Origin of the sequence: Lentilactobacillus hilgardii DSM 20176 = ATCC 8290, assembly GCF_000159315.1 — a bacterium.
Lineage (GTDB): Bacteria > Bacillota > Bacilli > Lactobacillales > Lactobacillaceae > Lentilactobacillus > Lentilactobacillus hilgardii.
Genome location: NZ_GG669993.1, coordinates 557984 through 581360 on the forward strand (window position 1 = coordinate 557984; position 23377 = coordinate 581360).

Here is a 23377-nt window from a genome sequence, read left to right on the forward strand (position 1 = left end):
AATGCCAATCGTCTTGCTCCGACCGGTTGACCCATTGTTATAAAGCTGTGAAATACCATAACGATTAACGAATTTTGAAGGAGAATAATGTTTTGCAATTTCTCCCTGGCTAAGAGTCGTTGCAGACCTATTGTATAAAGACGTCGGCCGAAATTCACGTGAACTATTTGAAACTGTCGAATAACTTGACAATCCCATAATCGCAAGTATTGATTTGGAAACTGATTTCGGTACAGTCGGCTTTTTAGTTGTTTTTTGATATCTGATCTTGTTTTTAGATACCATCACAAGTTTCACTTTAAAAGCTTTTTGAACATTTCTGGTCGATCCCTTAACAGCCATTACCAGATTCCCTCGGTATACTTCAGTCCTCAAATGATATTTTTTTAAGTATTGACGAAGTTTTTGCATATTTTTTGTTGATTGTCCAAACTTTGAAGCAAATTGACCGGAACTAACGAATTTTCGATAATTGCTACTCGTCGGATCAACCGACTGATACACAAACTGATCTAATTTTTTTTGACTTTTAGGTTTCAATACAATGTCAACTAATTGTTGTTTAGAACCAGAAACATTTGTTGTTGAGGATTTTGCTGATACAGGAGTCCCATTGGTAACACCAATCAGTACAGTAAATGCCAACACAAAAGTAACCATGGCTATTAATTTTTTCAGCGTTTGTTTTTGCATCTGTTTCTCCTTGATTCAGACAGTTTCAATTAATCTTTGGAAATATTGCCTGATTGTTGTTTGGCAGCTTCTTCCTCGGCTGCTTTTCTTTGATCCCTCGCACGAACAATCGAAATAACTAAAGGTGTAATGACCACATGCATTGCAATAATTGCACCGACCCATATCATGACAAATTCAAGTGATGACCATGTCATACTGCGAGTCAAATAAAAAGCTCCTGCTAAGATTAAGACAATAAACACTAAAATAATGCTAATACTTTTTTTTATGTTCAAATTAAACATCCTCATTTATAAAATTGACCGTTTCCGTAGCCATAGTTTGTGCACGTGTCCTTGGTCAAGTATAATTGATGTAAATACAATAACACAAGCTTAACCTGGAGGTGAAGGAATTGTTGAAAGAATTTAAGGCATTTATTTCTCGTGGAAACGTTATTGACTTAGCTGTCGGTGTCATTATTGGCGGTGCTTTTACTGCTATTGTGACGTCACTGACAACCAATTTAATCAATCCATTTATCGGCCTATTCTTGGGCCAAATCGATCTATCCAATCTAATGATTAAAGTTGGAGGGGCTACTTTCAAATATGGGGCCTTTATTAATTCGGTTATCAACTTTTTAATCATTGCTTTTGTTGTCTTCGTAATCATCAAAATCATCAACCGAGTTATTAAAAAAGAACCGGCTAAAGTTGTTCCTGACAAGAAAGAACTTCTTCTTGAAGAAATTAGAGATCTACTAAAGAATGAAAACCGAGAGATTAAATAAAGGCTTAGAGGCTCCCATGTGCAGAATTGAGCAAATTCGCAAACGACTTTGAAACGCCAATTTATTGCGCTTCAAGCCCCGTTGTTCTAGAATTAAGTTATTAGAAAAGCTTTATACTGTCAAAAATTCGAGAAGAGGTTTTGTTATGAGAACGTTTGCTATTAGGGCCCGTGATGGGGTCATGGAATTAAATTATTCTGAGGATTCCAACAAGCCGCCCTTCAGAAAGTTCATGATCACATACAACCCTAAATTTTCAATTGGAGATAATCTTGAGAACATTAAAGTGGCGTTAACTGGATTACCGGTTGACGCTGCAATCATTGAAAATTCACTTAATTATGAATTTTCAGACACAATTATTGGTATCAATCATCAAAAAATTGATATTGGTTTAGCAATTGCTAACATGATGAATGTTCCGGTTGTGAATCTGAATAAAGTTAAGGAAGTTGGTTTGCAGAAAGCCGTTTCCGACGAGTCCAATTACTTAAAGTGGCATTTGGACTATTACGGTGAATACAGCGGTAAGCGTAACTACGGTCAAGAAGCCATGCTAACTATTGGAAACGGCTATTTTGGCTTGCGCGGCGCTTATGTCGAAGCAAATGCAGACCAAGATAATTATCCGGGTACGTATGTTGCCGGCGTTTATAACCAGCTTACAACCAAGATTAATGATCGTGATGTTGTCAATGAAGACCTAGTCAACCTGCCCAACTCACAATTTATCAGTTTTGGTGTTGACCACCAACAACCGTTTAAAATCAAAAAAGAAGATATTCAGGATATCTACCGGAGTTTAAACTTAAAAACCGGTGTCCTGACGACAACGCTTCATATTCAGTTATCTACTGGGCATATCCTGGAAGTTCGGGCAACAAAAGTTGCAAATATGACTAACTGGCATCGATATGCAATTAAATATGAATTAAAACCTATCAACTTTTCAGGAAGCCTACAAATATATTCGGAAATTGACGGCAGCGTGCTTAATGGTAATGTTGAAAGATATTCTGACTTTAATCAACATCACTTGGACATTATTGGCATGTCGGCGCATGACAACCAAATTTCAATGAGTGGCCAAACAAAGACTTCAAAAGTTGCCTTTGTCATCAATTCCAAACTTGACAGTCAAGATTTTGATACCACCAGTTCAATCAACACAGATACTGAAAATCAATTAATTCGGCAAACCTTAAGTTTGGACGTTGAACCAGAAAAAAGTTACGAATTTGAAAAGTGTGTTTCGATTTTTACTGGTAACGCCGATGATGATACTCTTGAAAGTGCTGCTCAAAGTGAATTAAACGACTCATCTTTTAACGACACACTTAACGATAGTCAAAAATTCTGGAAAAACGTTTGGAATAAATCTGATATCAAGATCACTAATGATATTACCAGTCAAAAATTGACCCGAGTTAATATTTATCACATGTTGGTCACAAGTGCAGCGCTTGCTTCAGGTGAATTAGATGCCTCAGTTGGCGCCCGTGGTCTTCACGGAGAGGCATATCGTGGTCATATTTTTTGGGATGTCACATTTGATTTACCGTTTTACGCAATCCACTACCCTGCCATCGCAAAACAGTGTTTGCTTTATCGTTACAATAGAATTGACGAAGCAAGAAAATATGCAAAATCAGAGGGTAAAGATGGTGCCATGTATCCTTGGCAGTCAGGAATGTATGGGGATGAACAATCCCAATTTGTTCATTTAAATCCAGTTAGTGGTGAATGGGATCCGGACAACAGCAGATTGCAACGTCATGTTTCGATCTCTGTTGCTTATGATGTTCTTAAATACGTTCAAATTACCGGTGATCGTGATTTCATGGAAAAATATGGTTTGGAGATGCTCCTCTCAATTTGTAAATTCTGGGTAAGCATGGTTTCTTATGACAAAGACGCCGATCGCTACGATATTCATAATGTCATGGGACCGGATGAATTTCATGAAGAATATCCAAACGCTGACGAACAAGGTCTAACCAATAATGCGTATACGAATATTATGGTTTCATGGTTATTTGATAAAGTTGCAACTGTTGTGTCAAAACAAAAGGCAGACGTTTTAAAAGCTGCCAATAGTAAATCAGGAACAGACAGTAATTTATTAACCCAGATGTCCGACATCGCTCACAAATTACGATTAGACATCAACGATGAGGGTATCATTGGTCAATTTTCCGGTTACTTCAATCTTTCCAAACTAAACTTTGATTCGTATCGTAAAAGGTATGGCGATATTTCACGAATTGACCGTTTGCTAAAGGGTGAAGGAAAGTCACCGGATTCTTATCAAGTTGCCAAACAGGCGGATACATTAATGGCTTATTATGAATTACCATTTTCTGAAGTTGAAGATGTTATTAATCGCTTGGGTTATAAGCTTCCCGCTAACTATTTCACAAGTAACCTAAGGTTTTACCTGGACAGAACTACCCATGGATCAACGCTCTCAAGAATCGTTTACTCTGTATTAGACGAAATGGACGGTAATATGGATCAATCGTGGCAGCTGTTTTCAACGGCATTATTTTCAGATTACTACGACATTCAAGGCGGTACAACTGCCGAGGGCATTCACCTTGGTGTAATGGGAGCGACACTTCAAATTGAAACCGGATGTTACGGTGGCGTTCGCTTTGATACCGATGAAGTTTCAGTTAATCCCCACTTACCACAAAATTGGAAGAAGATCTCGTTTAAGCAAGCCTACCAAGGGATTAAGTATCAATTTGAAATTACACATCACAACATCACTGTTACTGCTGATGCGGAAACTCACATTAAAGTCGCAGAAAAAGATTATTCCCTAAACAAAAACAAAGCAACAACAATTTCTTATAAATAGTTTTGAGGAGTGAATTTTAATGGCAAAATTTTCTGATATTAAAGGATTTGTATTTGATTTAGATGGTGTTATCACAGATACATCAGTCTTTCATAGTCAAGCCTGGCATCAAGTTGCTGATAAAGTCGGTGCCCCATGGTCAAAAGAACTGGAAGATGGCCTTAAAGGAATCAGTCGAATGGATTCGTTGGAAATGATTTTAAAGGCTGGTAACTTGTCTGATCAATATACAGAAGATCAAAAAATTGCTTTGGCAACCGAAAAAAATACAAACTACTTGAAGTTGGTTGATCAGATGACGCCCGACAACATTCTTCCGGGTATCAAAGACTTTTTAGATGATATCCAAAGCCATGGTTATCTCTTATCGCTAGCTTCTGCTTCAAAAAATGCTCCAAAAGTTCTCGAAAAATTACAGTTAACAACTTACTTCCCTAAAATCGTTGACCCTAAAACCTTGTCAAAGGGTAAACCCGATCCCGAAATTTATCTAAAGGGTGCAGAATTAATTAATTTGAAGCCTGAGCAATGCATTGGTGTTGAAGACGCTGGTGCGGGTGTTGAATCAATTAACGCTGCCGGAGAAACCTCAATTGGTATCGGCGATAAGCAGATTCTAAAAGATGCCGACATTAATTTTGAAGATACGGGTGAAATGACTTTAACCAATATTCAAAAACAAATGGCATAGTTAACAACTATTTTAAATCATCTATCATGATTGTTTGATGTAAAAAGATAAGGGCTGAGACAAAAGTAATTTTGTCCAGTCCTTTTTAATTTCATCACGACTATTACCGAGAAAAAACGTGCAAAAAAGGCGGTTAACTTCCTGCTATGCAATCGGAAGTTAACCGCCTTTTGTCCCACTCTCTATTTTTTGTATGGACCAATCTACAGAAGAAATCAAAAAATAATCATTTCTATACGTTATTTAATCAATCCATAATGTCTTAGGCCATTCACGATACCGTGGTTAATATTAGAGGTTGTCACAAACGAGGCCTTTGCCTTAACATCTGGATGACCATTTCCCATCGCAACCGGATAATCAACTTCTTCAAACATTTGAAGATCATTTAACTGATCCCCAAAAGCATATGACGGAATACCCGCCAAATTAGCTTTCGATAACATTGCCTGAATCCCGGTTTGTTTAGAAACACCCCACTTCATTGTATCCAGACAGCGTGGATTATTTCGAACCAAAGATAATTTCCCTTTAAATTGATCTTGGTAAAGTTTATCTTTATCATAATTAAAAACATTCAAGAAATTAACTTCATGTGATTTATAAAACGTCGGCTCAACGTGAGGCGTCAATCTCAATAATCGATAATTAACCTTGGTTAAATCGTTTTCAGCAGTTAAAGCAAATCCTTCATTGTTATAGAATGAAATGACGTCACCCTGCTTTTTAGCAAAAGCCAGAATTTCTTCAATAACTTCATCACTAATTTCTTCAGCTTTTAATTTTTTTCCTTCATACTGAACATAGCTGCCATTCGCACTAACTAAAGAATTAATACCGGTCTCGTCAATCACATATTGAATTTCGAAAATATTTCGTCCGGTTGAAATGATTGGTAAAATATTATTTTCACGTAATTCATTAACTGCCGCTATGTTTTCTTTAGAAACGTTTTTCTCATTATCAAAAAAAGTGCCATCGAGGTCAAAAAATACAACCGCTTTATACATTAGGTTCCCTCCATTCGATTCTTTAACCTTATTGTACTACTTATTTAAATTCCCTCAGTGAAAAGGAGCCCGAAAATTTCCAACTTATATATATTGTGGTGATACAATCTGTGGTACACTATATATCGTAATTTTATTAAAAGAGGGGCTATCATGGTGATAATAACAGCAGGAATGATCGGCGTTGGCAAAACAACGTTAACAGGAAAAATTGCAGCACATTTAGGAACGAAAGCTTTTTTTGAGCCAGTTGGTGACAACCCTGTCCTACCGCTCTATTATTCAAACCCAAAGCAGTATGGCTTTCTACTTCAGATTTATTTTTTAAATAAACGCTTCTCAATGATTAAGAAGGCCCTAAGTGATGATAATAACGTCTTAGACCGTTCTATTTACGAAGACGCTCTCTTTACCCGAGAAAATAATGCGGACGGTAATATCAGCGATACAGAGCTCTCAGTTTACCTTAAACTTTTGGATAATATGATGACTGAATTAAACCAGCTTCCCAAGAAGGCTCCAGATCTATTAGTTTATGCAGATAGTGATTTTGATACCATCAAATACCGTATCAAAAAACGGGGACGTGATACGGGGACGTGATTATGAACAGTTCGATAATAATCCAGGCTTGGAAAATTATTATTACAAAATGTGGAAAGCCTATCAAAAATGGTTTGATGACTATTCCGTTAGTCCTAAAATCAAGATCGATCTCCAACAACATGATCTATCCTTCCAAAAAAACATTGATTTTGTCCTTGGCATGATCGATGATGAATTGGCAAAAATTCGTCAACCTCAAAGAGAAGCCATGTAAGCTTTAAAATTAGGCTGATCCTAGGCCTTGGCTGATCGGATAAGTCGTCAAGTCAATGAACTCAATACACAAAATAAACGAGGTGAGACAAAAACCAATTTGTCCCAGCCTCGTTTTTGTAATCACAACCATTATCTATTAAACAGTTTATCGAAATTCAACTATCCTACTACCCAAGTCTTCGTCTTAGAATCTGATCGAACTTATCCTTATTTTATTCTCAGCTTAATATAACCGGCTGACTGCCTCACTGGTTCTTCATACCAAAGTGCCCGTTTGGAAATTAAATAATCAATTCGATGGCGATACCACCAATCCGGTACGCCACTCGGCCCATCCCCAATCGTCTGACCAATCACCTGCAAAATATTTGTAAAAACTGTTGGACTCACGTGCGAAAGAAGAAAACGATCGTAAAAGTTAATCGGCTGACTCATTAAATGGCCATTAATCATAATTCTAAGAGGCGTATTATCCTTGCGCAGATCTCGCCAAAGATAACTATGCGAAATACGGGCATCCCTTCCCAAAGATTGTTCATAATCAAAAAGATGATATTTATTTAAATCATCAGTGACCAATTCTCCAAGATTATTAAGTTCATATAAAAAGCGAGAGTGGCTAAGGGTTAGCGGCACATGAACAGATGAAATCTGATTACCGATATCCTTCAAATAATCACACAACCAGGCAAAGCCACAACTATCATCCGGCAAATCCGTCCACCAGATCCGAAGAGATTTTTGTTCAAAAACAACTTTATCCAGTTTTTTTAACCCCAAAAGAATCGACTGATACCATTCATCAGTATCGTCACGTCTTTCATGAGTATTTCGAATTTTCAATAACGTTTTCCGGGTTTCTAGCAGGTTGACTTGGGCAATATCCCCGAGCCCTAATAATAACGGTAATACAATGACCTGTCGATCAATGCGATGAGTCATGTAATAGCGTTTTAAAGTCCTGGCAAAACTGTCATTGAACACAATATCAACCACACTAATCCCTCATTTTTCCAAATTTTTGATACATAACTCGAAAATGACAACTCTGAAAATTATAAACGTTCCCGATACATAATTGCAAATCAAATCGAATTAAAACAGCGTAATTGTTATAAAAACCGTCTTCAGTCAAATCATCGGTAATAATAACATCAAAAGATCCCGCAAGACCAGCAGATATTTGCAGCTACTGACTTTACGAGACCTTTATTGTTTTATAGATATCAAAAGCTCAGACTTAATGCATTAATCGTGATCACCTTTTTTGGGCCTATGCACAATAAATACATCGCAAGGTGCGTGAGCAATGACGAACGCGGCAGTAGATCCTAACGTGAGCCGAGTAAAAAAGTTCACACCCGTAGCGCCAATTACGATTGCATCAATTTTTTTATCAGCGACAATTTCAGTTGCCAACTCGGTTTTGGGATCACCAAAAGTTACAAACGCTTCAACACTCGTCAAACCTGCATCCTTTGCCTGTTTAGCATAGCCATTAACCAGTTTCTCAAAATTCTCTTTTAGGCTTTCAATTGTTGAAGGATCAATGTTGCCAAACCCAATTGAGGCCGATTTTGAAACACCAATAAAATCACGATTATTGATAACTGCGACAATAAAAAGTTTTGCCGAATTACGATGTGCGACTGCAATTGCTTTTTTAACCGCCTTTGCGGCTGTCTTTGAACCATCAACCCCAACAAGGATATTATGATAATTAAATTCCAACATCGTAAGCCCTCCAATCAATTACTATTTTGCCGTCAATTCATAAATTGATTGTCCATATATTGCCATTGCCTTTAATAGATCATTAATCGGTTGAAATTCGTTGGCTTGATGCATTGTATCCTGTGTGCCTGGGAACAATGCCCCGAAAGCAACACCGCGTTTCATCATCCTGGCATACGTACCACCGCCAACTACTTCCGGTTTTGCATCTGTATCACCGGTTTGTTGTGAATAGACACGAAGTAACGTTTTAACAATTGGATCGCTCGGATCAACGTAGTGCGGTACCATATGGCCGACCTCTTTAACCCGGCCTGCTAGTTTATCCGCTACTTTTAATAGATACTGAAGAATTTTGGTATCATCAGTCCCCTTAGGATAACGGAAGTTTGTATTAACCAATCCGCCCTTTCTAAAATCAAATTTCATAATACCAACATTCATCGTTAAGTCTCCCATAACGTCATCGACGTAATCTGCCCCGATCTTATGGGCCCGTGTATCATCATGTAAATAGTTCGCAATAAACGAAAGAAATTTTTGGGCATCTTTTTCGAAATTAAACTGATTTAAAAAGGCTGCCAGGTACGTACCAGCATTAACACCATTCTCCGGTGCCATAGCATGAGCCTGTTTTCCAATCAAGTGAACGGCAATCCCATCACCCGTTGCTTTAATATCCCCGGATAATGGATTCTTATCCAAAAAATCGGTAAATGCATCGACAAACTTTTCATTATCATCGGTTTCAACTAAAGCAGTAGCGTTTCCAGGCACCATATTTAGTCGCAAACCCGAGTCAAATTCTTTTAGCGTATACTCAGAACCATTCGAGCTGCCAAAAGTCGTTTCATACGTTGCATTTCCTTTTTCACCATTGATTAATGGAAATTCAGCGTCTGGTGAAAATCCAAGTGTTGGCTGAGGTTCAACATCGAAATAATGTTTCATCCCAGTCCAATCACTTTCCTCATCGGTGCCAATGATTAACCGAATCTTCATGTTAGGAACAATTCCATTGTCCTTTAAAATCCGTAAACCATAGTAGGCAGCCAAACCTGGACCCTTGTCATCCGAAGTCCCACGGCCATAAAGATTACCATCTTTTTCGGTCATAACAAATGGATTAGTTTCCCAGCCATCGCCAGCTGGCATAACATCCGCATGCGATTGCATCGCAAAAGTTTCTTCACCGGCACCATATTCAATGTAACCGACAATATTATCCAAATTTTTAGTAACAAAGCCATCCCGCTTACCAAATGATAAAAATTTTAGGAGTGCTTTTGTTGGACCTTCGCCCAATGGGTACTCATCCGTTTTATGATCATCATCACGCACACTTGGAATACTGATTAGTTCCTTTAGATCTTTTAAATATTGATTACGATACTTTTTAGCTTGTTCTTGCCAATCGATTGTCATTAATTCTCACTCCCGTCATCTTATGTGACTATTTTAGCACATATAACAGGTCTTGCAGGTCATGAGCAATGGTATACTGGGATTGAAAAGATCTTTAAGATAGGAGCTTTTAATGATGAAAGAAATCACAAAAAATATTTTAACAAAAGTTATTCGCAAACGGCCAGCCGACAGTTTTAAGGGAACTTATGGCAAGATTGTTTTGATTGGCGGTAACCGAAACTTTGGCGGTGCAATCATCATGGCCTCTTTGGCAGCCGTTTGTTCCGGAGCCGGATTAGTCACGACAATAACCGATCCGACCAACCAAACCAGTTTGCATGACTGGTTGCCCGAAGCAATGTTTGTTGACTATAATGACTTTGAAACGGCTTCACCAATTATTAAAGGTGCGGATGTCATCGTCATTGGGCCAGGATTGGGAACGGATAACATTGCACTATCTTTATTAACAAAGACATTTGAGGTAGCTCATACAAATCAAACACTGATTATCGATGGTTCGGCTCTGACTTTGCTCGCTCACAATCACCTATCATTACCTAAATCATCCCTCAACATTCTGACCCCTCATCAGATGGAATGGCAGCGGGTTTCTGGCATTGAAATTGCTGATCAAAACCCAACCGCCAACCAAAGAATTGCGGATCAGCTAAAGGCAATTATTGTTGTTAAGTCACATAGAACCGAAGTCTATGCAAATGGAAAAGTTTATCAAAACACTGGAGGAACACCTGCACAAGCTACTGGTGGAATGGGCGATACCCTTGCTGGCTTAATTGGCGGGTTTACCGCACAATTTGAAAATAAAACGGCTGCAACGTTAGCCGCCGTTTATACCCATAGCGCAATTGCTGATAAACTTGCAAAAAAACAATACGTTGTACTGCCACATCAAATTAGTGAAGCACTTCCTAAATTTATGTTTAAAAATCAGGAAAGCAAAAACGATAATTAAAGGCAATCTGCCAACTTATTTCATAAGTAAGCCAAAACGGATTTGACTAGTTGGATAGTATCTCCAATTTGTCGAATCCGTTTTTAGTGCCTTTTATTTAATTCTCAATAGTTGCCTAAATCGTGCACTCCTCGGTCCCAAAACCATATCTGCGACTCTGCTTTTAAGGCAGAAATAAGCGTAAACGTATCCACCGAAAGCAACCCCTATGACCGTCACAACAAGACTGGCAATTCTACCAAAGGGCGTTGAAACCAACCCTACCAGGTAATTTACACCATATACAGCTGCAAGTGTCACTACATACATGAACAGTGAATAAAGGCCAATTTTTCTAAAAGCCCAATTTAAATTTTTCCTTTCGAATCCAAACTGACGATTTAACGACCTGATAATCAGCCAGTCGGAAATCGTCAGCCCGATCGCCGTTGATAATAATGGACCAAACGCACCAAGATAGTAAACACAAGGCCATTGAATAATGAATTTAATTAATGTTCCAACTGCAAAAAACTTAACAGCCCGTCTATTTTGGGAAAGTCCTTGCATAACAGCCGAGATGACCACAAACATCCCCATTGGAATCGAAATCATTGATGAAAACGTCAGGATATTTGCTCCTAACGCTTCCTCATTAACACCATAGAACAAACGATTCAGAGGGCCGGCAATGGCAGCCATTCCAAGAGCCGCCGGTATCATGACAAACATAAATAAAACCATAATTGATGAATTTTGCTTGGCAATTTCTTTTTTATCGCCATTTGTCAACGCAACGGATAACATTGGCACAGCGGTAATAGCGAGTGCGGAAGACAGCGATATGGTAATCATAATCAACTTATTTGAATTTACGGCAAACATTGCGTAAAGATCCGATAACATGTCATTGGAATAATTTGTCGCCATTCTCATAATTTTAAAAAAGGTAAATTGGTCAATCAACATAAAAATTGTAATGCCCGCACCTAAAATAATAAACGGAACCGCTTGGGTAATGATTTCATGGTAAAGTGTCCTGGGCTCCACATGTACTTTATTACTGCTGTTCAAAACCAGAGAGCGGAATGTATCACGTCGACTGGCATAATACCAGACTAACGTCAACAGGCCTGCAACCGCACCGATAAAAGCCGCAAAAGTCGATTGAGAGACTGCGGTTACCCAATTGCCATTGAACACTCTCATAATTAGAAAAGCCGTTATTAACATGTAGGCAACCCGAGCCAGCTGTTCAACAAATTGTGAAATTGCAGAAGGCGCCATTTGTTGGTAACCTTGAAAATATCCCCTGGTTAAACTCATCGTTGGGATAATTAAAATTGCCCAAGCTAAGGAATGAAGGACCGGAACAACATTGGCATTTCCGCCATCTATCAACGGTGCACCAAAATAAAGTGCTGCAGCACAAATAACACCGGTGCCGATCGCTAATACCAAGCCCCGTTTATATAGTTGAACGCCAATACTGTACTCATTCAAAGCGTTATAATGCGCAACCTGCTTCGCGATTGCCGAAGGAATACCGGCAATCGCTGCAGTCAGGAAGAAGCTGTATATGTTGTACCCTAAGCCATATAGTGCATTTCCCCGAAAAAAATAATCGCCAAACCATATTCCCCACGGAATAATATAAACGGCGCCTAAAAATCTGCTTAAAATACTGCCAGCGGTCATCCAAGCCGATCCGGACAACATTTGTTCCCTGGAATTATCCGAGTGGCTTTGATTATTATCAATCATGATTGTTCCTGCTTTCGTCTGCTTTACTACACTCGTTATATTCTAATAAAGATTAAGATCAATAGCAATCTGGCATTAACATATTAAAAATTACTTAAGCATCGGCCGATTTATGGAACTGTAATCAAAAAGTATTGTCATTAAGGCTCTAAATGCACTAAAATATTGCTATATGTGTTAAAAAAACGTAGAGGTGAAAAGTTTGTGAGTAAAAAGAGAATCGAATGGATTGACGTTGCCAAAGCAATCGGTATTGTTGCAGTTGTCTTTGGTCACGCCATGACACGCCACGGTACAATGTTTCATTTTTTATATTGGTGGCATATGCCGATCTTCTTCATTATGGGGGGATTTTTCTTAAAGCCGATTATCAATAATAATTGGTGGGGGTTTTTCAAAAAACGGATTCTACCGCTATTAATTTCTTATTTGATTTGTGGTGGCGGTTTAATCCTACTATCCCATTTTGTTAGGGGAGAGAGCTGGTCGTATACAACATTTTATTTTGTGAGACTGCTTTGGGGCGGCCGAACACTCAATCACTACCTGAGTGTCTTCTGGTATATTAATGTTTACTTATTGGCTTTGGTACTTACATCGATCGTAATTACATACGTTAAGACTCGCGAATACCAAATTATCATTGCCTTTATTTCATTAATTATTTTGACCAGTTACAAACATGTCTGGTTCTTTAAATGGAAGTACATTCCATGGGATTTTGATGTTGCTTTCATTGCATTATTCTTCATGTTATTTGGCTATTTGTACTTCCATAAAATTCAACAATTTGTCAAAGATTTATGGATTATGATCCCATGTGCGCTAATTACACTTTGGATTTTCTGGATGCAGCATATGGACCGGTTCAATTTTGCACTCTTTCTGAAATCCAAAATTATCCATGCGACATTCCATCATATTCCAATTTCCCGTGTTTCTTACATTCTGTTTATTCCAATTTTAGTCTGCATGGTCGTCTTTAGCTTTAGTTACTACTTCTGCAGATTCTTCCCACAGTTTATTATTAAGCCGGTTCAATTACTTGGACAACAGACACTCGGCATTATGTATCTGCATAAAGCAGTCATTGATATTATTGACGAAATGGGCTATAAAAGTGCTATCATGGAAACTATTTTGGCAGTTATTATCTCGTTCATTTTATCATTACTTTACGGTTATATTAAACGAAAAGTTAAGGGAACTTCAAATAAGGCGGTCAGTTAAATTCAATGATGTTTAACAAATGATCAAGACATAATTGCATTTTGTATTTCATCATCGATTAAATGAGCTTGAACAATAGTCAATAAAAAAATGATGCATGACTTTACGGCATATGCCCCAAGAAGTCATGCATCACTTTTTTATATTGACTTGTTGTTATTGACCTTGGCTCTACTTGACAACGATATTGACAATTTTATTTGGAACAACAATCACTTTGCGCACTGTTTTACCATCCAAATAACGTTTAACATTCTCATCATTTTTCGCAGCCGTCTCAACTTTGTCTTTAGCTGCGTCACGAGCAATCTTTAGATGTGAACGAACCTTACCATTCACTTGAATAACCATTTGAACGGTATTCTCAACCAATTCACTTGCGTCATAGGTCGGCCACTTCTCATAAGTAATAGTGCCATCATGTCCTAATAGGCTCCACAATTCTTCGGCAATATGCGGTGCCAACGGCGAAAGCATCTTAACGAACCCTTCCATATATTGAATTGGAAGTGCATCTGCCTTATAAGCATCGTTTACGAAAACCATCATTTGTGAAATGCCGACATTAAATCGCATGTGGGCAAAATCATTTGTCACAACCTTAACGGTTTGATTATAAACTTTGTCAAGATGGCCGTCATTAATCGTTGTCACTCTGTCTCGCAAGTGATTGTTATCATCAATCATGAGACGCCATACCCGATCCAACCAATGATGGGCACCATTGATACCTTCAGTACTCCATGGCTTGGCAGCATCAATTGGACCCATAAACATTTCGTAAACTCGGAGGGTATCAGCACCGTATTCATCGACAATATCATCAGGATTAATGACATTCCCCTTTGATTTAGACATCTTTTCGTGGTTAGTACCCAAAATCATCCCTTGGTTGACCAATTTTTGGAATGGTTCCGGTGTTGGAACTACGCCCAGATCGTACAGGAATTTGTGCCAGAATCTTGCGTATAGCAGATGCAAAACGGCATGCTCAGCACCACCAACGTAAAGGTCAACGGGTGACCAATACTTCAATTTCTCCGGATCTGCAATGGCATGATCATTATGTGGATCAATATAACGTAACCAGTACCATGAACTTCCTGCCCATTGTGGCATCGTATTGGTTTCCCGCTTACCTTTACGACCATTTTTATCAACAACGTTAACCCAATCTGTCAAGTTGGCAAGTGGACTTTCTTTCCCACCGGAAGTTTGAATGTCCTTTGCTTTTGGCAATCGAAGTGGTAATTCATCTTCGGGAACCAAGGTTGTTTCACCATCTTCCCAATGAATAACAGGAATTGGTTCACCCCAGTATCTTTGACGACTAAAGATCCAGTCTCGAAGTCGATAATTAACTCTCTCTTTGCCGGCATCATGGTCCTTAAGCCAGTCAATTGCCGCCTTAATGGCATTTTTTTTGTTCATGCCGTCCATAAACCCTGAATTAAAGTGAGGACCGTCACCTGTATAAGCAGCGTCAGCTACATCGCCACCCTCAATAACCGGCACAATTGATAAGCCGAACTTCTTGGCAAACTCATAATCACGGTCATCATGAGCCGGAACGGCCATAATTGCACCTGTACCATATGATTCAAGCACATAATCACCAATCCAGATTGGTACTTCTTTTCCGTTAATAGGATTGATCCCATAAGCACCCGTAAAGACACCACTTTTATCTTTATTTAAATCGGTTCGTTCCAGATCGGATTTACGTGAAACCTTTTCCTTGTATGCATCAACCTCTGCCTTCTGATCGGGAGTTGTAATTTGGTCAACCAATTCGTGTTCAGGAGCCAGCACCATATATGTAGCACCAAATAAAGTATCAGGCCGGGTTGTGAAAACTTCGATTTGATCGTCGTCGTGACCTTTTACCTTAAAGAAGACACTTGCCCCACGCGAACGACCAATCCAATTTCTTTGTTGTTCTTTAATGCTTTCAGGCCAGTCTACGGTATCCAGATCATCAATTAAACGATCAGCGTAAGCAGTAATCTTCAATACCCACTGGCGCATCGGCACGCGGTATACCGGATAGCCACCACGTTCTGTTTTGCCATCTACAACTTCTTCATTGGCGACAACCGTACCGCCCATAAAATCCGGAGCCCAGTTGACTTCTATGTTGTCCTCGTACGCAAGCCCTTTTTTATAAAGCTGTTCAAAAATCCATTGCGTCCACTTATAATAGGCCGGGTCAGTCGTATTAATTTCGCGATCCCAATCATATGAAAAACCCAGCGAGCGAATTTGACGTTTAAATGTTTTAATATTTTGAGCAGTAAAACTACGAGGATTGTGCCCCGTCTTCAGCGCATATTGTTCCGCAGGCAGTCCGAAAGCGTCCCACCCCATAGGATGAAGAACATTCTTCCCCTGCATCCGAGCCATCCTGGCCATAATATCTGTTGCCGTATAGCCTTCGGGATGTCCAACATGTAACCCCTGTCCAGACGGATAAGGAAACATATCCAAAACGTAGTACTTATCTTTACTGGTATCATCCAACGTTTTAAATGTTTTATGTTCGTTCCAGTAATGTTGCCATTTTCGCTCAATTACTTCATGATTGTATGCCATTTTTACAACTTCCACCTTTCAAAATTCTTCAAATTAACGAAAAAATGTCCTATAAGAAGCCATATTTAACTTCCTATAGGACGATTAATCGCGGTACCACCTATATTCTTAACGTCGACTACGGACATTAAGCACTTAATGATCGATAACGGCGATTAACCGACCTGACTTACTGAATTCAATCAAGCATTCGACGATGAGTTCGTCACAAATTAATCCGAATTCTCAACAACCATCCGGTTTCTGAAATCAACTTGTCATTACTAATTCGTCTCTTCATTTTCACTAATATTGAGATTATTGCCTATTATCATAACAAATCATTATGCAAAAAACAATACGTGTGCGTGCTATAATAATGGTATTCCAGCTAAAAACGAAAGTAGAGAAAGTCATGATCCTAAAAGTACGGAATAAATCATTTTTATTAGGCATTAGTGCTTTCATTGTTTTCTTGATCTTTATGAGCGGCGTCTTAACCCACGCTGATTGGATAAGTAACTTTGACAGTCAAGTAAGTCAGCTTGTAAGAAGTGATCTCACACCTAAATTAACCTTGTTAACCATTCATTTTACACAACTAGCCAATGTCATACCGGTCATTTCATTCACACTTGGCATGACGCTGATCTTAACTTTAACAGACCATTTCCGGGCTGCGGTCTTTCTAGTCATCAACAGTCTGGGGCTGTCTGGCCCTGTCAACATGTTAGTCAAACACTATGTGAATCGCCCACGCCCTACCTTTCATCATTTAGTAACCGTTCACTCCACCAGCTTTCCAAGTGGGCATTCGATGAGCGCTATGATGATTGGAGGAAGCCTCATCATTATCGCAAATCACTTGTTAAAAAAGCGAAGTTACCGAGTGATCTTTGATATCCTAATTGGATTACTTATTTTCTTCATTGGTATTAGTCGAATTTACGTCGGTGTTCATTTTGCCAGTGATGTTGTAGGCGGTTGGTCGTTAGGACTATGCCTATTATTACTAAGTCAATTTGTCTTTAATCGATTTTTGGGAGGGACAGCATGAACCAATTACCAAACGCGCTTCAATTTAGTCATCTGCTTTTAAAAGAAGCTGTATCAACCGGTGATCAAGTGATAGACGGAACCATTGGGAACGGAAATGACACATTATTGTTGGCCAAATTAGTAGGCGAAAATGGGACCGTGTATGGTTTTGATATTCAGCAACAAGCCTTACAACATACTATTAGCTTACTCGAAAAAAATCTTTCCGGTCTCCAAAATGTTCAACTATATAAAAAAAGCCATGCTGAAATTGACAACGTTTTAGATAACAACGTTAGAATTTCAGCCGCTATCTTCAATTTAGGTTACTTACCGGGTGGCGATAAATCAATTATCACAAAAAGTACATCCACATTAACAGCATTGACAACGTGTTTAAAAAAATTACAGGTAGGTGGACTGGTTGTGATAGTGGTTTATTACGGCCATCCAGGTGGCAAAAAAGAGGAAGAATCTGTTGTCGATTTTTGCCAGAATTTACCACAAAAAAACTTTGCTGTCTTGAATTACAGTTTTGTGAATCAGGCACATGAACCACCATTTGTTCTCGCCATTCAAAAATTAAAATAATTTCATAACGCCTTATTTTCAGCCACTTCTTCACTTGATTGGAAATAAGGCGTTTTTATGGCCTTTGATCCTGTACATCTGTCTTTTTTCGATCAAACCAATTAATGGCGTATGCGGTTAAAATCAATATTAATCCTACAACGAAAACGTTGTGAAGCGAATTATATAAAATCATCCTTAATTTTGGTAGGATCGCGCCGGACAGTTCATTAGCGGTTTGCGGATTAATGAGCTTATCCATCATTTTTAGCGTTGCACCATCTGTTTGACGGACACCTCGAAGCATTGTCATATTCATCACAATTCCAAAAACAGAAATCATTAACGTCTGCCCAAGCGTCCGGCAAAGCGTATTAAAAGAAGTTGCAACTCCGATTTCAGTCGGTTTAACAACGTTTTGGACACTGATAATAGACGTGGTGGTGGTTAATCCAAATCCTATACCACAAATAGTCGATATCAATAAAAATGCTGTAAATGGCGTGTATGCGGGTATCACTACCATCGTAATGGCACCGATCAAAATAAAAGCCAAACTAATATTAATGATTTGAGAGGGTGATAATTTTACCAATAATTTTCCCGCTATAAATGATCCAACGATCCACATCAAGGAACTTGGTGTCACAGCAAATCCTGCCATTGATGCCCGAAGTCCCAAGATTCCCTGCGTCCAGTCCGGTAAATAAACTTCGTAAGCAATCAAAAAGCCACTCATTAAAGCAATTACCAAATTTTGAACAACAAAAGTCCGATTCCCAAAAAGTTCCATTGGAATTAATGGGTCGGATGCCAGTCGCTCTTTTCTGATAAACATCATTGCCGACACAATTGTCAGTATTGTACAGCCTGCTACGATTTCCCAGCGAATCGGCGTTTGTCCAATCACTTGAAAAGCGTACATGACAGCTAACAACATAATTGTCAGCCAAGCCGTTCCGCCAATATCCATTTTGCTTTCAATTTTTCTCTTTTCCTCATGTAAGAAAAATTGAATCATTAATAATACAATTATCCCGATTGGCAGGTTAATAAAAAAAATCCAGTGCCAGCTGAGATTATCGACAATAAATCCACCAAGCAATGGTGCGATAACGGAAGCAATGCCCCAAGCCGAACTATTTAACCCTAATACTTGGGCCCTTTTTTCAAGAGGATATATATCAGCAATAATCGTATTAGCGACCGGTAAGATTGCGTCTCCCCCAATACCTTGAATTGCACGCCAAAAAATGAGTATGATCATTGAGTTAGAAAGCCCCGACATAACCGATCCAATAATAAATATAGTTGTCCCAATCATAAAGATTGGTTTACGGCCAATGCTATCGGCTAATTTACCGTAGATGGGTGTTGCAATTGCATTGGTTAGAAGAAAGATAGAAAAAACCCAGTTCATCAAAGCGACCCCGCGTAAATCTCCGACAATTGTCGGCATCGCGGTTGAAACGATTGTTCCTTCGATTGCACACATAAAAGTGGCAACAAAAAGTGCGATTGTCACCAAAAAATATTTCTTTTAGAAGCTGTTGCAGTCATTAAATGACCCCTTTCATTATTATAAAATGATTAAAATCAAATCCAATTTTGAGACAGAAAAAGAGCCGGTACAAAATAATCTTTTGTACCAGCCCCATCCCACGTAATTAAATACGTAATTAAAATATTTAGTTATTAAAATATTCTTTCAGAGCGTCAACCTTGTCGGTATGTTCCCAAGGCAAGTCAACATCTGTTCGACCAAAATGACCGTACGCTGCGGTTTGTTCGTAAATCGGTCGCTTTAAATTGAGCATCTTAATGATACCAGCTGGGCGTAAATCAAACAGTGTCCGAGTTGCCTCAATCAACTTTTCTTCAGATACCTTTCCGGTCCCAAACGTATTAATATCAATTGACACTGGTTCAGCAACACCAATTGCATAAGCAAGCTGAATCTCTACTTGATCAGCCAAATGAGCCGCAACAATATTCTTAGCAATGTATCTGGCAGCATAGCTCGCTGAACGATCGACCTTTGTCGCATCTTTTCCAGAAAAGGCTCCACCGCCATGATGAGCATAGCCACCATAAGTATCAACAATAATCTTTCGACCAGTTAAGCCGGCATCACCTTCTGGGCCGCCAATAACAAAGCGTCCGGTTGGGTTAACCAGGTATCTGGTTTTATCGTCTAAGTACTTTTCCGGTATCACTTGCTTAATGATTTTTTCAATGACATCTTTACGAACTTGGTCCAGCTCAACGCCATCCGCGTGCTGCGTGCTCAATACAACTGTGTCAACGCGAAACGGTTTGTCATCATCATTATATTCAACCGTTACCTCAGCTTTTGCATCAGGGCCAAGGTAGCCAATAGTCCCATTTTTTCGAAGTTCAGCCTGCTTCCGCATTAACTTATGCGAAAGGGAGATCGGTAATGGCATCAACTCAGGTGTTTCGTTAATGGCATAGCCAAACATCAGTCCTTGATCTCCGGCACCAATCTTATCAAATGGATCGGTATTGCCGTTTCTTTCCTCAAGTGCTTTGTCGACACCTTGCGCAATATCAGGCGATTGTTCATCTAATGCGACAATCACCGCACAAGAATCCCCATCGAAACCATACTTTCCATTACAATAGCCAATTCGTTTGATTGTGTCACGAACGACTTTTTGAATATCAACGTAGGCTTTGGTAGAAATTTCACCAAATACGAGTACTAATCCAGTTGTTACTGAAGTTTCACAAGCTACTCGAGCGTCAGGGTCTTTAGTTAACAAGGCATCCAAAATTGCATCACTGATTTGGTCAGCAATCTTATCCGGATGGCCTTCTGATACAGATTCCGAAGTAAATAAATGTTTTTCGCGCATTTTATTTCCCCCTATATATTTTTTAGGTTACAAGGCTTCTTCACGTCTGGCGTGAATCCTATCGGGAACTCATAACCTACCCATGTTATCATAATTTTTTTATTTTTGGAAGCTAATTTAAAGACTTCGTTGACCGAATCCAAAAAAACAATTAGGATTAATTTTAAAGACTTTTAAACGAAGGTGAAACTTTGACTACCAAACGTTCAGCTTTGACTCAGTTATCAATTCGGATTCTGATCCCACTTTTTGTGTGGATGCTTTTTTCCAACGTTGGGCTAAAAAATTTTTTTATCAACTACCACTTGCTGTATCTCTTTTTTCTCGGATTAGGATTCTCCGGTCTGTTGAGTCAAGTTATCTCTAAAAATAAAAATGCTATTATTTTCATCATATGCGATGCCATCGTTATACTAATGGGAATTAAAATACTATTGAGTGACCATTCTTTTAACGGCTGGTTGCTGCTGTTGGATTTCATTTTAGCCAATGTATTAATTCTAACAAGCATTGTCAACGAGCCACATTGTCAGTGGATTATTTATGGAATCATCAATGGTAGTGGTATTGTTTTTTTATTTAACATTACTTACCATCACTACTTTTCTTTAATGTCATTAATGAGTATTACCCTATTGATTTTTGCAAATATCTTTTTTTCTTTTCCTGTGTTTATGAAAAAGGGGAATAGACTGTCACTATTAATTATATTAGTGTTAATTTTGGCGATTTGTATCACATTAGAATTAACTTTTCTCAAAATTATTTTCATCAGCCTGATTTTAGGGTTCTATTTATTTTTCGAATGGAAAGTTAACAATAATAAATATGACAAACGTAATAATACCTCTTTAATTTGTTTACTTTTATTTTCTTTAGCTGCTTGTCTCTAACCAAATATTAAGCTTTTCTTTACTTACTTTAATTTTATTCAAAGTCATCTGACCAAGCGGATTTTACTCCATCGAAAGTGTTAACATACCAGTTGATCAATAAACGACGGGGGATAAAATTCATTGAATATTAGAGTAATTGGAGACATTCGAACCGGCAAAATACAGCCTTCGTTAACCGGGAATGCCATTGTGGACGATGCGTTAATTCAAAATTTTTGTGATGAATTAAAAAATAGTGTTAATCATGCCAGCGTACCAGTCAATATCATTGCCGAGCATTTTTTCAGTCCAGCCATTCACACAGATGATCTTATTTTGATGGATCAACGAATATCAAGGCTTCTTCCCGATGAAATTCGCTCAAAATATTGTATTATCGATGTCGATCACAATGATCTCGTACGTGGAAACGTTCTAAAGGTACTAGATATCTTGAAACGACTAAACAAAGATTCACAAGAAATTTAATTAACCCGTTGAAATAAGCATTAAAAAGCTTGCAAGATAAAAAAAGGTATATTGAACAATACAATATACCTTTTTTTATCTTGCGAGCCTTTTTAGCTCTTTAATTAATGCGGGTTAGTTACTGTTTCTTATTTCTGCCTATATAAACCAACAACATGACAACCATTAGTCCGACTGTCAATACAAGTGTATCGAACCATGCTTCCGATCTATCGGCAAAGGGCAATTTAACATTCATTCCGTAAAATCCCGAAACGATTGGCGGAACAGCTAGAACCAATGACCAAACCGTCAAAAATTTCATTGTCTGATTTAATCTGTTATTTAATATATTTCCGAAAGCAGATTCGGTCTCATTAACAACATTGCCCTGAACATCGAACATAGCCTGACACTGTTTATATTCAATCACCAGATCCGAAATCTGCTGAGTTACCCGTTGCTCGACATCAGCAGTTAACCGCAGTTTTTGCTTTAAATCCCCTTGCAACTCCTCTAAAGCGACCAAATTTCCGGCAGTAGCCGATCGTAAATAAACTAACCGGGTCTTCAAAATGGTCAATTCATCCAATCTTCTATTAGTAATAATGCCCAGACGATGACCGGCAAATTTATCCGCACGTTGACTCACTTCGTCCAACATCTCAAAATATGGCACAAGTATTGCACCAAGAATCGCAAAAATATGGTCACTAATAAGTAAAAAATCTTGATTGGACTGCTGATTGATTAGTTTAGCCTGATCTTCACCGTGACAGGAAGTAATCATCACATCATCATTAAATCCAAGAAATACCGGAACCGTTGTGGCGTTCGTGTCAAGACCATTTGCCAAGGCACGAATCACCAACACATTTGTATCACTGAGCGCATCATAAGTTGCCCGTGGTTGTTCGTGACGATCCAACATATAGCCCTCAAATTTTTGCGGCAATCGATATTTGGAGATGACGTCATTAAGTTCGTCAGTTCGTGGGTCAATCACTTCGATCCACGTATAAGTTTTGAATT

19 protein-coding genes, 2 pseudogenes, 1 riboswitch and 1 other annotated feature are annotated in these 23377 nt (G+C 38.6%); of the genes and pseudogenes, 10 read left to right on the top strand and 11 right to left on the bottom strand.

The window, feature by feature from the left end:
• Both HMPREF0519_RS14365 and HMPREF0519_RS06770 read right to left on the bottom strand, forming a co-directional pair.
• Window positions 1-693, bottom strand: a 693-nt coding sequence (locus HMPREF0519_RS14365) for a protease pro-enzyme activation domain-containing protein (RefSeq protein WP_004561657.1), incomplete at its 3' end; no start/stop codon positions are given.
• Between the two features lie 29 nt (window positions 694-722).
• On the bottom strand, window positions 723-902 hold the full coding sequence (locus HMPREF0519_RS06770; protein WP_233419323.1) for a hypothetical protein: 180 nt from the start codon (window positions 900-902) through the stop codon (window positions 723-725).
• A gap of 188 nt (window positions 903-1090) precedes the next feature.
• Here HMPREF0519_RS06770 and mscL point away from each other — a divergent pair, with 188 nt between their 5' ends.
• From mscL to pgmB, 3 genes are all read left to right on the top strand, one after another.
• Complete coding sequence (gene mscL / locus HMPREF0519_RS06775; RefSeq protein ID WP_040472737.1) at window positions 1091-1468, top strand: large-conductance mechanosensitive channel protein MscL; 378 nt, start codon at window positions 1091-1093, stop codon at window positions 1466-1468.
• Window positions 1469-1613: 145 nt separating this feature from the next.
• Complete coding sequence (locus HMPREF0519_RS06780; RefSeq protein WP_004561661.1) at window positions 1614-4331, top strand: glycoside hydrolase family 65 protein; 2718 nt, start codon at window positions 1614-1616, stop codon at window positions 4329-4331.
• 19 nt (window positions 4332-4350) lie between these two features.
• A complete protein-coding gene (pgmB, locus tag HMPREF0519_RS06785) occupies window positions 4351-5022 on the top strand; it encodes a beta-phosphoglucomutase (RefSeq protein ID WP_004561662.1) in 672 nt (223 codons plus the stop codon).
• Between the two features lie 239 nt (window positions 5023-5261).
• Here the strand turns inward: pgmB and HMPREF0519_RS06790 are convergent, their stop codons facing one another.
• Complete coding sequence (locus tag HMPREF0519_RS06790; RefSeq protein WP_004561663.1) at window positions 5262-6032, bottom strand: Cof-type HAD-IIB family hydrolase; 771 nt, start codon at window positions 6030-6032, stop codon at window positions 5262-5264.
• Between the two features lie 153 nt (window positions 6033-6185).
• Here HMPREF0519_RS06790 and HMPREF0519_RS06795 point away from each other — a divergent pair.
• A pseudogene (locus HMPREF0519_RS06795) lies at window positions 6186-6852 on the top strand (deoxynucleoside kinase).
• A gap of 209 nt (window positions 6853-7061) precedes the next feature.
• Here HMPREF0519_RS06795 and HMPREF0519_RS06800 read toward each other — a convergent pair.
• The 3 genes from HMPREF0519_RS06800 to pepV all read right to left on the bottom strand — a co-directional run bounded on the left by HMPREF0519_RS06800 (window position 7062) and on the right by pepV (window position 10013).
• A complete protein-coding gene (locus tag HMPREF0519_RS06800; protein ID WP_225428940.1) occupies window positions 7062-7850 on the bottom strand; it encodes a DUF3658 domain-containing protein in 789 nt (262 codons plus the stop codon).
• A 252-nt stretch (window positions 7851-8102) separates the two neighbouring features.
• Entirely contained in the window at window positions 8103-8588 is a 486-nt protein-coding gene (locus HMPREF0519_RS06805; protein ID WP_003560853.1) for a universal stress protein, read from the bottom strand.
• A gap of 21 nt (window positions 8589-8609) precedes the next feature.
• Window positions 8610-10013, bottom strand: a complete 1404-nt coding sequence (pepV, locus tag HMPREF0519_RS06810) for a dipeptidase PepV (RefSeq protein WP_004561667.1) — start codon at window positions 10011-10013, stop codon at window positions 8610-8612.
• 112 nt (window positions 10014-10125) lie between these two features.
• Between pepV and HMPREF0519_RS06815 the strand changes: the two genes are divergently transcribed.
• The gene (locus HMPREF0519_RS06815) at window positions 10126-10971 is read left to right on the top strand and encodes an NAD(P)H-hydrate dehydratase (protein ID WP_004561668.1); all 846 of its coding nucleotides are present in this window, start codon (window positions 10126-10128) and stop codon (window positions 10969-10971) included.
• 93 nt (window positions 10972-11064) lie between these two features.
• On the opposite strand, the gene HMPREF0519_RS06820 is transcribed toward HMPREF0519_RS06815, so the two are convergent.
• A complete protein-coding gene (locus HMPREF0519_RS06820; RefSeq protein ID WP_004561669.1) occupies window positions 11065-12714 on the bottom strand; it encodes a putative polysaccharide biosynthesis protein in 1650 nt (549 codons plus the stop codon).
• Window positions 12715-12918: 204 nt separating this feature from the next.
• On the opposite strand from HMPREF0519_RS06820, the gene HMPREF0519_RS06825 reads away from it, so the two are divergent.
• Window positions 12919-13944, top strand: coding sequence for an acyltransferase family protein (locus HMPREF0519_RS06825; protein WP_225428941.1), 1026 nt, complete (start codon window positions 12919-12921; stop codon window positions 13942-13944).
• A gap of 171 nt (window positions 13945-14115) precedes the next feature.
• Here the strand turns inward: HMPREF0519_RS06825 and leuS are convergent, their stop codons facing one another.
• On the bottom strand, window positions 14116-16536 hold the full coding sequence (leuS, locus tag HMPREF0519_RS06830; RefSeq protein WP_040472738.1) for a leucine--tRNA ligase: 2421 nt from the start codon (window positions 16534-16536) through the stop codon (window positions 14116-14118).
• 73 nt (window positions 16537-16609) lie between these two features.
• Window positions 16610-16822 (bottom strand) — a binding site (T-box leader).
• A gap of 108 nt (window positions 16823-16930) precedes the next feature.
• Here leuS and HMPREF0519_RS06835 point away from each other — a divergent pair.
• Complete coding sequence (locus tag HMPREF0519_RS06835) at window positions 16931-17572, top strand: phosphatase PAP2 family protein (RefSeq protein ID WP_233419324.1); 642 nt, start codon at window positions 16931-16933, stop codon at window positions 17570-17572.
• Window positions 17569-18144: a tRNA 5-(aminomethyl)-2-thiouridylate-methyltransferase MnmM gene (gene mnmM / locus HMPREF0519_RS06840; RefSeq protein WP_004561673.1), complete on the top strand. Its 576-nt coding sequence runs from the start codon at window positions 17569-17571 to the stop codon at window positions 18142-18144. Before HMPREF0519_RS06835 ends, mnmM begins: the two co-directional genes overlap by 4 nt.
• Window positions 18145-18199: 55 nt before the next feature.
• On the opposite strand, the pseudogene HMPREF0519_RS06845 reads toward mnmM, so the two are convergent.
• Window positions 18200-19683: pseudogene (locus HMPREF0519_RS06845) on the bottom strand (MDR family MFS transporter).
• Between the two features lie 128 nt (window positions 19684-19811).
• Window positions 19812-21002: a methionine adenosyltransferase gene (gene metK / locus HMPREF0519_RS06850; protein ID WP_004561675.1), complete on the bottom strand. Its 1191-nt coding sequence runs from the start codon at window positions 21000-21002 to the stop codon at window positions 19812-19814.
• Window positions 21000-21082, bottom strand: a riboswitch (SMK box riboswitch). (Overlaps the previous gene by 3 nt.)
• Before the next feature lie 111 nt (window positions 21083-21193).
• Here metK and HMPREF0519_RS06855 point away from each other — a divergent pair.
• A complete protein-coding gene (locus tag HMPREF0519_RS06855) occupies window positions 21194-21895 on the top strand; it encodes a hypothetical protein (RefSeq protein WP_225428943.1) in 702 nt (233 codons plus the stop codon).
• Window positions 21896-22018: 123 nt separating this feature from the next.
• Window positions 22019-22366, top strand: a complete 348-nt coding sequence (locus HMPREF0519_RS06860) for a hypothetical protein (protein ID WP_003560873.1) — start codon at window positions 22019-22021, stop codon at window positions 22364-22366.
• A gap of 118 nt (window positions 22367-22484) precedes the next feature.
• Here HMPREF0519_RS06860 and HMPREF0519_RS06865 read toward each other — a convergent pair.
• Window positions 22485-23377, bottom strand: an 893-nt coding sequence (locus HMPREF0519_RS06865) for a magnesium transporter CorA family protein (protein WP_004561676.1), incomplete at its 5' end; no start/stop codon positions are given.

Excerpts from the sequence above, each read along its gene's own strand:
- HMPREF0519_RS06780 (WP_004561661.1), top strand. The coding sequence starts at position 1,614 with ATGAGAACGTTTGCTATTAGGGCCCGTGATGGGGTCATGGAATTAAAT.
- pgmB (WP_004561662.1), top strand. The coding sequence starts at position 4,351 with ATGGCAAAATTTTCTGATATTAAAGGATTTGTATTTGATTTAGATGGT.
- HMPREF0519_RS06790 (WP_004561663.1), bottom strand. The coding sequence starts at position 6,032 with ATGTATAAAGCGGTTGTATTTTTTGACCTCGATGGCACTTTTTTTGAT.
- HMPREF0519_RS06805 (WP_003560853.1), bottom strand. The coding sequence starts at position 8,588 with ATGTTGGAATTTAATTATCATAATATCCTTGTTGGGGTTGATGGTTCA.
- pepV (WP_004561667.1), bottom strand. The coding sequence starts at position 10,013 with ATGACAATCGATTGGCAAGAACAAGCTAAAAAGTATCGTAATCAATAT.
- HMPREF0519_RS06815 (WP_004561668.1), top strand. The coding sequence starts at position 10,126 with ATGATGAAAGAAATCACAAAAAATATTTTAACAAAAGTTATTCGCAAA.
- HMPREF0519_RS06820 (WP_004561669.1), bottom strand. The coding sequence starts at position 12,714 with ATGATTGATAATAATCAAAGCCACTCGGATAATTCCAGGGAACAAATG.
- leuS (WP_040472738.1), bottom strand. The coding sequence starts at position 16,536 with ATGGCATACAATCATGAAGTAATTGAGCGAAAATGGCAACATTACTGG.
- HMPREF0519_RS06835 (WP_233419324.1), top strand. The coding sequence starts at position 16,931 with ATGATCCTAAAAGTACGGAATAAATCATTTTTATTAGGCATTAGTGCT.
- mnmM (WP_004561673.1), top strand. The coding sequence starts at position 17,569 with ATGAACCAATTACCAAACGCGCTTCAATTTAGTCATCTGCTTTTAAAA.
- metK (WP_004561675.1), bottom strand. The coding sequence starts at position 21,002 with ATGCGCGAAAAACATTTATTTACTTCGGAATCTGTATCAGAAGGCCAT.